This window comes from Pectobacterium brasiliense, assembly GCF_016950255.1.
Classification (GTDB): Bacteria; Pseudomonadota; Gammaproteobacteria; order Enterobacterales; family Enterobacteriaceae; genus Pectobacterium; species Pectobacterium brasiliense.
In genome coordinates this window covers 696,711-709,483 of sequence record NZ_JACGFN010000002.1, presented here as the reverse complement: position 1 = coordinate 709,483, position 12,773 = coordinate 696,711, and the positions used below count along the sequence as shown (strand labels likewise).

The following is a 12,773-nucleotide window of genomic DNA, read 5'->3' as shown; positions in this document are numbered from 1 at the left end:
GAATAAACAGTTACTAATTCTTTGAGCATCGCTGACGAGTTCAGCAAATCAAACAAATCTTAAATTGAAGAGTTTGATCATGGCTCAGATTGAACGCTGGCGGCAGGCCTAACACATGCAAGTCGAGCGGTAGCACAGAAGAGCTTGCTCTTTGGGTGACGAGCGGCGGACGGGTGAGTAATGTCTGGGAAACTGCCTGATGGAGGGGGATAACTACTGGAAACGGTAGCTAATACCGCATAACCTCGCAAGAGCAAAGAGGGGGACCTTAGGGCCTCTCGCCATCAGATGTGCCCAGATGGGATTAGCTAGTAGGTGAGGTAATGGCTCACCTAGGCGACGATCCCTAGCTGGTCTGAGAGGATGACCAGCCACACTGGAACTGAGACACGGTCCAGACTCCTACGGGAGGCAGCAGTGGGGAATATTGCACAATGGGCGCAAGCCTGATGCAGCCATGCCGCGTGTGTGAAGAAGGCCTTCGGGTTGTAAAGCACTTTCAGCGGGGAGGAAGGCAGTAAGGTTAATAACCTTATTGATTGACGTTACCCGCAGAAGAAGCACCGGCTAACTCCGTGCCAGCAGCCGCGGTAATACGGAGGGTGCAAGCGTTAATCGGAATGACTGGGCGTAAAGCGCACGCAGGCGGTCTGTTAAGTTGGATGTGAAATCCCCGGGCTTAACCTGGGAACTGCATTCAAAACTGACAGGCTAGAGTCTTGTAGAGGGGGGTAGAATTCCAGGTGTAGCGGTGAAATGCGTAGAGATCTGGAGGAATACCGGTGGCGAAGGCGGCCCCCTGGACAAAGACTGACGCTCAGGTGCGAAAGCGTGGGGAGCAAACAGGATTAGATACCCTGGTAGTCCACGCTGTAAACGATGTCGATTTGGAGGTTGTGCCCTTGAGGCGTGGCTTCCGGAGCTAACGCGTTAAATCGACCGCCTGGGGAGTACGGCCGCAAGGTTAAAACTCAAATGAATTGACGGGGGCCCGCACAAGCGGTGGAGCATGTGGTTTAATTCGATGCAACGCGAAGAACCTTACCTACTCTTGACATCCACAGAATTCGGCAGAGATGCCTTAGTGCCTTCGGGAACTGTGAGACAGGTGCTGCATGGCTGTCGTCAGCTCGTGTTGTGAAATGTTGGGTTAAGTCCCGCAACGAGCGCAACCCTTATCCTTTGTTGCCAGCGATTCGGTCGGGAACTCAAAGGAGACTGCCGGTGATAAACCGGAGGAAGGTGGGGATGACGTCAAGTCATCATGGCCCTTACGAGTAGGGCTACACACGTGCTACAATGGCGTATACAAAGAGAAGCGACCTCGCGAGAGCAAGCGGACCTCATAAAGTACGTCGTAGTCCGGATTGGAGTCTGCAACTCGACTCCATGAAGTCGGAATCGCTAGTAATCGTAGATCAGAATGCTACGGTGAATACGTTCCCGGGCCTTGTACACACCGCCCGTCACACCATGGGAGTGGGTTGCAAAAGAAGTAGGTAGCTTAACCTTCGGGAGGGCGCTTACCACTTTGTGATTCATGACTGGGGTGAAGTCGTAACAAGGTAACCGTAGGGGAACCTGCGGTTGGATCACCTCCTTACCAAGAAGATGTGTGTTGCGTGAAGTGCTCACACAGATTGTCTGATGAAAATACTGAGCAAGCGCACCTGTTGATGTCATGAGTGTAGACTCATGCTGACGCGAGCGTGCCGGGTTTATGACCTGGTGCGGATTTTTCGTGTCCCCATCGTCTAGAGGCCTAGGACACTGCCCTTTCACGGCTGTAACAGGGGTTCGAATCCCCTTGGGGACGCCAATCCGATAATGAGTGAAAGACATTATCACGAATATCTTAAAGATGATTCTTCGGAGTCATGTTTACGATATTGCTCTTTAACAATCTGGAACAAGCTGAAAATTGAAACATGACAGCTGAACATTGATGACTGCCTTCGGGCGGGTCATGATGAATCAGCCTGTCAATGAGTCTCTCAAATAATCGCAGCGCGATGATGAATCAATCGAAACATCTTCGGGTTGTGAGGTTAAGCGACTAAGCGTACACGGTGGATGCCTAGGCAGTCAGAGGCGATGAAGGGCGTGCTAATCTGCGATAAGCGTCGGTAAGCTGATATGAAGCGTTATACCCGACGATACCCGAATGGGGAAACCCAGTGTGTTTCGACACACTATCATGACATGAATACATAGTGTCATGAGGCGAACCGGGGGAACTGAAACATCTCAGTACCCCGAGGAAAAGAAATCAACCGAGATTCCCCCAGTAGCGGCGAGCGAACGGGGAGGAGCCCAGAACCTGAATCAGTTTGTGTGTTAGTGGAAGCGTCTGGAAAGTCGCACAGTAAAGGGTGATAGTCCCGTACACAAAAATGCACAAGCTGTGAGTTCGATGAGTAGGGCGGGACACGTGACATCCTGTCTGAATATGGGGGGACCATCCTCCAAGGCTAAATACTCCTGACTGACCGATAGTGAACCAGTACCGTGAGGGAAAGGCGAAAAGAACCCCGGCGAGGGGAGTGAAATAGAACCTGAAACCGTGTACGTACAAGCAGTGGGAGCCTACTTGTTAGGTGACTGCGTACCTTTTGTATAATGGGTCAGCGACTTATATTCTGTAGCAAGGTTAACCGTATAGGGGAGCCGCAGGGAAACCGAGTCTTAACTGGGCGTTAAGTTGCAGGGTATAGACCCGAAACCCGGTGATCTAGCCATGGGCAGGTTGAAGGTTGGGTAACACTAACTGGAGGACCGAACCGACTAATGTTGAAAAATTAGCGGATGACTTGTGGCTGGGGGTGAAAGGCCAATCAAACCGGGAGATAGCTGGTTCTCCCCGAAAGCTATTTAGGTAGCGCCTCGTGAACTCATCTTCGGGGGTAGAGCACTGTTTCGGCTAGGGGGTCATCCCGACTTACCAACCCGATGCAAACTACGAATACCGAAGAATGTTATCACGGGAGACACACGGCGGGTGCTAACGTTCGTCGTGAAGAGGGAAACAACCCAGACCGCCAGCTAAGGTCCCAAAGTCATGGTTAAGTGGGAAACGATGTGGGAAGGCACAGACAGCCAGGATGTTGGCTTAGAAGCAGCCATCATTTAAAGAAAGCGTAATAGCTCACTGGTCGAGTCGGCCTGCGCGGAAGATGTAACGGGGCTAAACCATGCACCGAAGCTGCGGCAGCGACACTTAGGTGTTGTTGGGTAGGGGAGCGTTCTGTAAGCCTGCGAAGGTGGCCTGTGAGGGCTGCTGGAGGTATCAGAAGTGCGAATGCTGACATAAGTAACGATAATGCGGGTGAAAAACCCGCACGCCGGAAGACCAAGGGTTCCTGTCCAACGTTAATCGGGGCAGGGTGAGTCGACCCCTAAGGCGAGGCTGAAAAGCGTAGTCGATGGGAAACAGGTTAATATTCCTGTACTCGGTGTTACTGCGAAGGGGGGACGGAGAAAGCTAGGTTATCCGGGCGACGGTTGTCCCGGTTTAAGCGTGAAGGTGGATGACTTTGGTAAATCCGGGTCATCGTTAACACTGAGGCGTGATGACGAGTCACTACGGTGATGAAGTAACCGATGCTACGCTTCCAGGAAAAGCCTCTAAGCTCCAGGTAACATCAAATCGTACCCCAAACCGACACAGGTGGTCAGGTAGAGAATACTCAGGCGCTTGAGAGAACTCGGGTGAAGGAACTAGGCAAAATGGTGCCGTAACTTCGGGAGAAGGCACGCTGATGGTAAGTGAAGTGACTTGCTCATGGAGCTGAAATCAGTCGAAGATACCAGCTGGCTGCAACTGTTTAATAAAAACACAGCACTGTGCAAACACGAAAGTGGACGTATACGGTGTGACGCCTGCCCGGTGCCGGAAGGTTAATTGATGGGGTCAGCCGCAAGGCGAAGCTCTTGATCGAAGCCCCGGTAAACGGCGGCCGTAACTATAACGGTCCTAAGGTAGCGAAATTCCTTGTCGGGTAAGTTCCGACCTGCACGAATGGCGTAATGATGGCCAGGCTGTCTCCACCCGAGACTCAGTGAAATTGAACTCGCTGTGAAGATGCAGTGTACCCGCGGCAAGACGGAAAGACCCCGTGAACCTTTACTATAGCTTGACACTGAACCTTGAGCCTTGATGTGTAGGATAGGTGGGAGGCTTTGAAGTGTGGACGCCAGTCTGCATGGAGCCAACCTTGAAATACCACCCTTTAATGTTTGATGTTCTAACGTGGACCCGTGATCCGGGTTGCGGACAGTGTCTGGTGGGTAGTTTGACTGGGGCGGTCTCCTCCCAAAGCGTAACGGAGGAGCACGAAGGTTAGCTAATCCTGGTCGGACATCAGGAGGTTAGTGCAAAGGCATAAGCTAGCTTGACTGCGAGAGTGACAGCTCGAGCAGGTGCGAAAGCAGGTCTTAGTGATCCGGTGGTTCTGAATGGAAGGGCCATCGCTCAACGGATAAAAGGTACTCCGGGGATAACAGGCTGATACCGCCCAAGAGTTCATATCGACGGCGGTGTTTGGCACCTCGATGTCGGCTCATCACATCCTGGGGCTGAAGTAGGTCCCAAGGGTATGGCTGTTCGCCATTTAAAGTGGTACGCGAGCTGGGTTTAGAACGTCGTGAGACAGTTCGGTCCCTATCTGCCGTGGGCGTTGGAAGATTGAGAGGGGTTGCTCCTAGTACGAGAGGACCGGAGTGAACGCACCACTGGTGTACGGGTTGTGATGCCAATTGCATTGCCCGGTAGCTAAGTGCGGAAGAGATAACCGCTGAAAGCATCTAAGCGGGAAACTTGCCTCGAGATGAGTCTTCCCTGGGCACTAGATGCCCCTGAAGGGCCGTTGAAGACGACGACGTAGATAGGCTGGGTGTGTAAGCGTAGCGATACGTTGAGCTAACCAGTACTAATGACCCGAGAGGCTTAACCTTACAACACCGAAGGTGTTTTGTGATGAAAGACTCATATAAGAACGATGTTCAGCTTGTTCAGAGATTGGTTCTGGTGGTTACGTGATGACAAGAGAGAGAAAGTCAGCACAGTAACGGCTGGAATGAAACAGAATTTGCCTGGCGGCGATAGCGCGGTGGTCCCACCTGACCCCATGCCGAACTCAGAAGTGAAACGCCGTAGCGCCGATGGTAGTGTGGGGCTTCCCCATGTGAGAGTAGGGAACTGCCAGGCATCAAATTATACAGGTGCGCTGATATGGCTCAGTTGGTAGAGCGCACCCTTGGTAAGGGTGAGGTCCCCAGTTCGACTCTGGGTATCAGCACCAGTTATTTGGGTTAATGTTCGGCTTAAAAAAGAATTTACCTGGCGGCGATAGCGCGGTGGTCCCACCTGACCCCATGCCGAACTCAGAAGTGAAACGCCGTAGCGCCGATGGTAGTGTGGGGCTTCCCCATGTGAGAGTAGGGAACTGCCAGGTTTCAATTAAGATAAAAGGCCATCCTTAACAGGATGGCCTTTTATTTATTTCTCTTTCAGGATAGTTAACACTTCTTTTTACCTGAATAGACTCGCTTATCTTCTTATTAACCCACCTCATAATAACGACCTGTTTGTGCTGTTTTATTTATCCGTGTTTCAGTTAAGGGTAATAAAAGCACTGTTTGCGTTGTTACATTAATAAATTATTACAATCAGGAACTTGTTGCCTCTGGGTTTAAGTGCAGCTTTACTATAGCGGGCATCGTTTTGTGCCCGGAAAAACAGGAGAATAAAATAAGATGACTGATCTAACGGAAAATGCGAAAGATACGCGTCAACGTATCCGAGCTATAGTTGGCGCTTCATCGGGTAATTTGGTTGAGTGGTTTGATTTTTATGTTTATTCCTTTTGCTCAATCTATTTTGCCCATATCTTTTTCCCTTCGGGAAATACCACCACTCAATTACTACAAACCGCAGGGGTTTTTGCAGCAGGCTTTTTAATGAGACCGATAGGCGGTTGGCTTTTCGGTTACATTGCAGACAAGCATGGTCGTAAAAATTCAATGCTAATTTCGGTTTGCATGATGTGCTTTGGATCTCTGGTTATTGCATGTTTACCAGGATATGAAACCATTGGCACCTGGGCTCCCTTTTTACTGTTATTAGCCCGCTTATTTCAGGGACTTTCTGTCGGTGGAGAATACGGCACTAGCGCAACGTATATGAGTGAAGTTGCCGTTGAGGGACGGAAAGGATTCTATGCTTCTTTCCAGTATGTCACGCTGATTGGCGGCCAACTGCTGGCGCTGTTAGTCGTTGTGATATTACAACAGATACTGAGTGATGAAGATTTGCGGGCGTGGGGATGGCGTATTCCTTTTGCTCTCGGCGCTATTTTAGCGATTGTCGCGCTTTATTTACGTCGCTCTTTGAATGAAACGTCTGATAAAACGACTCGCGGACATAAAGATGCTGGCTCACTTGCGGGTTTGTGGAAACATCGCCGCGCCTTTATTACCGTACTGGGTTTTACGGCCGGTGGTTCTTTAGCTTTTTATACGTTTACCACTTACATGCAAAAGTATCTGGTGAATACAGCAGGAATGGATGCGAAAACGGCTAGCGGGTTAATGACCCTCGCACTGTTTATTTTTATGCTGCTACAGCCGTTCTTTGGCGCGCTGTCGGATAAGATTGGCCGTCGTAGCTCCATGCTCTGTTTCGGCGGGCTTGCGGCATTGCTGACGGTTCCAATTCTGACGATACTGCAGAGTGTAACTAGCCCTATCATTGCTTTCTCGTTGGTGATGCTTTCACTGATTATTGTTAGTTTCTACACGTCTATCAGCGGGATTTTAAAAGCAGAGATGTTCCCGCCTGAAGTCCGGGCGTTGGGCGTCGGCTTATCTTATGCGGTTGCTAATGCACTCTTTGGTGGTTCGGCTGAGTATGTTGCACTTTCGCTGAAATCGTTTGGTATGGAAACGGCTTTCTTTTGGTATGTATCAGTGATGGGAGCAATTGCGTTTATTGTGTCATTGACGCTACATCGCAGAGGCAAGGGAATGAAGCTTTAGTTTTCCGACCGCTGCCATAACACCTAGCCGGTAGTTGCACCGGCCAGGTTCCCAAATGACAATAAAAAACCTCGGCTTCCGAGGTTTTTTTAAAGCAGATCTCGGGTCTTAGAGAATACGACTGATGAGCCGATCGATACGAATACGGCGCAAACGTCGTATCAGTTTGCGGACTTTCACTGGATATTGCGCAATGCTCTCCAGTTCCGTATAGCTTTGTACGACGTGAGTATGCGTCCTGATCGTGTCCAACTCGTCCAGACGTTGTTGCAATAGAACCTTCTGAGGATCGTGAATCAGGATGGCATTTTCCAGATCCAGACGCCATGCGCGTGGGTTAAGGTTATTTCCCGTCAACAGTTGCCACTTGTCATCTACCCACATGCCTTTCAAGTGGAAGCTATTGTCACCGTCTTTCCATAGCCGCACAACAAGCTGCTGATTCTCAATGTAGCGCTCCAGCCGGCTCAGGAAACGGCGAAGGTTTATCTCATAGAGATACGGTAACGCGCCGATGATTTTGAAAGGCTGATCTTCTGGAATATAGAAGTCGTTAGCGGTCTTATCACCGATAATAATTTCTATTTTTTTACCGTCTCGCAATAGCCGAATGATATTTCTCACCAGCAACGCTGGCAGGTTGAAATACGGGGTGCAGATAACCACATGCTCATCAGCGCAATACATCAGGTGATGTATGGTCTTATTCAGCGGGCTTTGTTTTCCTAACCCGACCAGTGGCGTGACGGTTAATTCGTTCGCGTCCGTGCTGTGTTCCGGAGCTTGATAATTGGCAGTACGTAACGTCTGGCGGAACTGCTTGATATCATTTTTTATTTCCAGACTTTTCGGGCGATCGGTATGATCCAATCGCTGTACTGCCGGAGCTGTCAGCATGGTCTGGATATATTGCACCATCGTATCGGCCAATACCGGGTTATGAATTAGCTGATAGCGGTCATAACGGTATTTCTGATGTTGGTGCAGATAAACATCATTCAGGCTGGCCCCGCTGTAGATGACCGTGTCATCGACAACAAATCCTTTCAGGTGCAGCACGCCCAATGCTTCGCGTGTGTTGACCGGAATACCATAGATAGGGAAATGCGTGTCTGGATGTTTTTTCGCCATATCGCAATACCAGTCGGCATTGGTATTTTCTGCTGCTGCGCCGATCCTGCCGCGCTGAGCACGATGCCAGTCTACTAGAACGCGGACATCCAGCTCTGGGCACTGCCGTTTGGCTTCATAAATTGCGGATAGAACTCCCATCCCGCCATCATCGCGCTCAAGATATAACGCCACGATATAGATGCGTTTTTTAGCACTCAAAATGGCGTTGATCAGCGTCGTGCGGAAAAGTTCAGGCGAATGCAACGTCTGAACATCATCTGCGTTCTGGGGAATTCTGGGCAGTTGTGCAAGGTGCTGTTGGTATTTATTGCGTTTAAAATTTGACAGCATCACAGTGCGTTTCTTCTCTCATCAGTTTATACCCACCATACGTCGAGCTGCATTAGGGTATATGACCTTCTGGTCATTATCAAAAGTTAAGGAGTAGCCGAATGGGCGATAATACCATTACTTTCCAGCTGTTGTGAGTCTGTTTTGCCATTGAATCGGTATCACAATTCCCGTTGCAAGAGTCATGTCACGTCTTGCTATCAATTCTTCAGTGGCAATTCCAGCGTCACAATTCCCTCTTCTAATTGTACGTCAATGTGAAAACCGAGCTTTTTGGACAGCTGGATCATGCCTTGATTATGCGGCATGGTGATGCCGGTCAAGCGGGAGAGACCATGCGCTTTGGCGTAATCAATCAGCTTTTCCAACAGGCGTCTGCCAAGGCCCAGCCCTTTTAGATCGGATCGCACTAGCACGGCAAATTCTGCATCCGTATTATCCGGATCGGAAATCGCACGCGTCACGCCAATAATCTCAGTCTCCTCACCGAGCTGGCGCACGGCAACGAATGCCATCTCACGATCGTAGTCAATTTGTGTCATATTGGCTAAGTCTTCGTGAGTAAATTCATTAATTTCGCTGAAATAACGGTAATACAGGTCTTCTTTCGTCACTCTTGCAATGAACGAACTGAGCAGCGGTTCATCTTCCGGCAAAATTGGCCGAAACAGACAGCTATCACCATTTTTGAGGGTAACCGTTTCTTCCAGCTCGTGTGGATAAGGGCGGATTGCCAGCCTTGACTGCGGATCGCCACTGAACGGCGTCAGATGTAGCGTGACATCCAGCAGCGTAAAGGTGTCCCCGGATGCCAGCAGAGGATGAATGTCTAACCGGGAAATTTCAGGGCAGTCGAGAATCAGGTTGGATACCTGAACCAGCAAGCGGCTGAGCGCGGGAATGTCCAGCGGACGCAGCGCGCTGTATTCCCGAATCTTGCCGCCTTTCACCGCTTGCAGCACCAAATAGCGGGCCAGCGTCATATTCAGCGGAGGCAGGGCGACGGCGGCCTGTTTTTCTCGCCACTCAACGCCGCCTTCTCCTAGCATAATCAGCGGTCCGAAAACGGGATCCTGCTCGACGGCAATCCTAAGCTCCTGCGCACCAGCGCGATTTGCCATGCTCTGCACGAGCAGACCGTAAATGCGTGCCTGTGGGTAGGTGCGTTTCACTCGGTCAAGAATAGCCTCTGCCGCCTGCTGGACTTCTCTGGCGGTTCTCAGGTACAGCATGACGCCCTGAACTTCCGATTTATGCGGAATATCGGGCGATCTCAGCTTAATCGCGACTGGGTAGCCAATTTGTTCGGCGATATGGACGGTTTCTGCGCTGTCGCCCGCGATCCAGGTGGGTAACGTATCCAAACCGTAGGCTTGCAGGATGGGCTGAACTTCATGCGTATCGAGTTGCGTCACGCCGTCTGACAGCGCCTGATGAATCAGCGCATGTGCCTGACTGGCGTTGATGCCTAAATTCAGCGGCAGCGCCGGGGTTTCCTTTAGCTGTTTCTGATTACGCCGATATTCGACGATATGCATAAATGCCGTAACCGCGCCTTCCGGCGTGCGATAGGTCGGAATGCCTGCATCGTTAAACAAGCGTCGCGCTTCCTGAGAGGAGAATTCACCGCACCAGTTGGTCAGCAGCGTAATTCTCTTCCCACGCGGATGCTGTTGGAAGAGCGTAATCAATTGCGCAGCGCTATCTGTACTCGGAGCAGCGGCGCTGGGCGCGTGAATGATTAAGAGTGCATCGACTTCATCGCTGTCCAGTAATACCGAAACCGCTGTCTGATAGCGGGCTGCGGTTGCGTCATCACGCAGATCGAGTGGATTACCGATAATGACGGTTGGCGGCAGCGCTTCCTGTAGCGCTTGTCGGGTTGCCTCGCTGAGTTGGGCGAGCTTGCCTTGTCGGCTGAGGAGCTGATCCAGTGCCTGTGCGGCGGGCGACGCACCGTTGCTCACCAGCATCAAACGTTCACCGCGCAGCGGCCGCAGGTGGCTTAACGTTTCCACTGCAGAAAAAAGCTCATGCGTATCCCGTACCCGCAGTAAGCCTGCGCGTTGAATTGCTGCGTCGTAGGCGGCATCCAGACCGTGGCGCTGGTCATTCAACAGTTGCTGTGCCTGCTGGCTGCGCCCGCTTTTTATCACCAGTATCGGTTTATTTCGGGATGCGCTACGGGAGGCAGAAAGAAAGCGGCGCGCATCGCTGATATGTTCCAGATGCAGCAGAATCGCACTGGTTTTACCATCGCGTGCCAGAAAATCTAACAGGTCGTCGACATCGATATCCAGGCTGTCGCCCAGAGCGATGAAATAGGAAAAGCCAATACCGCGCTGCTGTGCCCAGTCCAGTATGGTGTTGGACACGGCGGCCGACTGCGAAATAAATGCCAATTTGCCTTTCATAATCGGGACTGGGGAGAAACTGGCATTCAGGCCTTGCCAGGGAGCGAGTAACCCGAGGCTGTTGGGGCCAAGCAGGCGCATGTGATAGCGCACGGCGCAGGCCTTTAATTCGCTGAACTGGGTCGGCGGCGCGGAGAGGATGATGACGGTTTTGCAGCCTTTCTGTCCCAGTTCTTCTAACAGCGTCAGATTACGGCTGGCGTTGGTGCAAATCACGGCAAGATCGGGCGTCATCGGCAGGCTGGCGACCGTCGGGTAGGCCAGTACGCCGCAAACGGCACGATATTTCGGTGTAACAGGCAGCACAGGACCGCTGAAATGGCCGTCCAGCAGATTTTTCATCATCAGAAAACCGGCTCGTCCCGGTTTTTCTGACGCGCCGAGAACGGCGATAGACTTAGGGCGTAACAGTGCTTCCAATCCGCGCTGGCTCATGCGTCACTCCTTTAGATCAATCTCCTTTGATACTAAACGCTTTCTGCCGCTTGTGCTGTGACGATGGGTAAATTTTCCCGCAAGCTGTGGTGTGATTTCCCAGCCAGATAGTGTCGCCGGAAACGGTCAAAATGCTGTGATAGCGCGTCGGCCGCGACGATATCCCCCGCCTGTGCGAGCAGGGCGATGGCAATTTCGGCGGTACAATGCTGTCCTGCACTACTGGCTTCACGCAGTTGATAGCGGGAAAGTGCCTCTACATTCAGCGACAGGATCGGCAGGTTGTCCAGATAAGGGCTTTTGCGGAACATTTTACGCGCTTCCGGCCACGTACCATCGAGTAAGACAAATAGCGCGGGCTTTTCCGTTGCGGGAAGCTGGTGAAACACCTGACGTCCTTCTTCCGCGGCATCGGCAAGGAAAACCAGATACGGCTGAACGTCCGGGTTTTGCAGGGCAGCAAGCAACTTGGGATCGGGCTCGGTGCGTGACCAGCGAAACGCCTGTGTCTCGGGCAGAATATCGGCAATGAGGCGTCCGGTATTGCTTGGCTTTAACGGTTCGGTATCAAACATTACCAGACAGACGCGGCTGCGAGATTGCTGTGCCTGAATGGTGTGGCACAGACAGTTAGTTGCGGGTAATAAACACTGCTGACAGCGTACTACGCGGCAGCCACGGGCGCGGAACGGTTTGGTTGACTGCTCAAGACGTTGCTGGCGCAGACGGAGTACGGCATTGTCCATGAGGGGACGGTTGACCATTAAAGGATGGTTGAGCATGAAATAGATGACGCCATGAGATTCTGCAACGAACCTGCTTCGTTTTCATCATTGAGAAGCTGATTCAGAAAGGCGACATTCTAATCGACAGGCGGGTTGACCAAAAGGGTAGGAGGCAATAATACCTACGCTCCTACCCTAATTCTCTACAGCGATTCGTCCAGCCAGCTCTCGAACTGTGCTTTTGGCAGCGCGCCGTTGAGAATGTCGACCATCTGGCCCTGTTTAAAGATCATGAGGGTTGGAATACTGCGGATGCGGAAACGTGCGCTGAGCGCCGGTTCGGCTTCGGTATTGACCTTAATAAAGCGGACTTTCCCGCTACGCTCTTGCGCGACATTTTCAAACACCGGGGCAAAGTTGACGCAGGGGCCACACCAAGGCGCCCAGAAATCGATCACGATGGGAAGATCGTCCTGTAACAGCTTATCGAGCGTCGTTTCTGTGGCATTGGTAACGTCACCGCTGAATAAGGTTTCTCCGCAACGACCACACTTTGCATGGTCATCAACACGCTCTTCTGGCAGGCGATTGGTTGTTTGGCAAGATCCACATACCGTATTCATAACAGGGCCTCAGATAAAAGGGCTAAAATAGAGATGTCGCTGATAAAATGCGCGCAATGCGGCATTGGAAAGTCAAC

The 12,773-nt window shown here is 51.4% G+C and carries 5 protein-coding genes, 2 tRNA genes and 4 rRNA genes; 7 read left to right on the top strand and 4 right to left on the bottom strand.

Going from position 1 to position 12,773, the window contains the following annotated elements; all coding sequences use genetic code 11:
• Nucleotides 1–61: 61 nt before the first annotated feature.
• From H4F65_RS17770 to H4F65_RS17740, 7 genes are all read left to right on the top strand, one after another.
• Nucleotides 62–1,603: ribosomal RNA gene (locus H4F65_RS17770) — 16S ribosomal RNA — on the top strand.
• 140 nt (nucleotides 1,604–1,743) lie between these two features.
• Nucleotides 1,744–1,819: transfer RNA gene (locus H4F65_RS17765), tRNA-Glu, on the top strand.
• A gap of 227 nt (nucleotides 1,820–2,046) precedes the next feature.
• Nucleotides 2,047–4,953 (top strand): 23S ribosomal RNA (locus tag H4F65_RS17760).
• A 137-nt stretch (nucleotides 4,954–5,090) separates the two neighbouring features.
• A 5S ribosomal RNA gene (gene rrf / locus H4F65_RS17755) occupies nucleotides 5,091–5,206 on the top strand.
• Between the two features lie 18 nt (nucleotides 5,207–5,224).
• A tRNA-Thr gene (locus tag H4F65_RS17750) sits at nucleotides 5,225–5,300 on the top strand.
• A 37-nt stretch (nucleotides 5,301–5,337) separates the two neighbouring features.
• Nucleotides 5,338–5,453, top strand: a 5S ribosomal RNA gene (rrf, locus tag H4F65_RS17745).
• Together the 16S, 23S and 5S rRNA genes with 2 tRNA genes alongside form the textbook arrangement of a ribosomal RNA operon.
• Before the next feature lie 301 nt (nucleotides 5,454–5,754).
• Nucleotides 5,755–7,035, top strand: coding sequence for an MFS transporter (locus tag H4F65_RS17740; protein WP_039320520.1), 1,281 nt, complete (start codon nucleotides 5,755–5,757; stop codon nucleotides 7,033–7,035).
• A 108-nt stretch (nucleotides 7,036–7,143) separates the two neighbouring features.
• Here H4F65_RS17740 and pssA read toward each other — a convergent pair whose 3' ends face one another.
• From pssA to trxC, 4 genes are all read right to left on the bottom strand, one after another.
• A complete protein-coding gene (gene pssA / locus H4F65_RS17735; protein WP_010287554.1) occupies nucleotides 7,144–8,499 on the bottom strand; it encodes a CDP-diacylglycerol--serine O-phosphatidyltransferase in 1,356 nt (451 codons plus the stop codon).
• Nucleotides 8,500–8,699: 200 nt separating this feature from the next.
• Complete coding sequence (locus H4F65_RS17730; protein WP_039320523.1) at nucleotides 8,700–11,348, bottom strand: bifunctional acetate--CoA ligase family protein/GNAT family N-acetyltransferase; 2,649 nt, start codon at nucleotides 11,346–11,348, stop codon at nucleotides 8,700–8,702.
• A 32-nt stretch (nucleotides 11,349–11,380) separates the two neighbouring features.
• Nucleotides 11,381–12,094, bottom strand: a complete 714-nt coding sequence (locus tag H4F65_RS17725) for a tRNA-uridine aminocarboxypropyltransferase (RefSeq protein ID WP_010282677.1) — start codon at nucleotides 12,092–12,094, stop codon at nucleotides 11,381–11,383.
• Between the two features lie 182 nt (nucleotides 12,095–12,276).
• Nucleotides 12,277–12,696 (bottom strand): thioredoxin TrxC, encoded by a 420-nt coding sequence (trxC, locus tag H4F65_RS17720; protein WP_010282674.1) that lies wholly within the window; start codon nucleotides 12,694–12,696, stop codon nucleotides 12,277–12,279.
• Nucleotides 12,697–12,773: the final 77 nt, after the last annotated feature.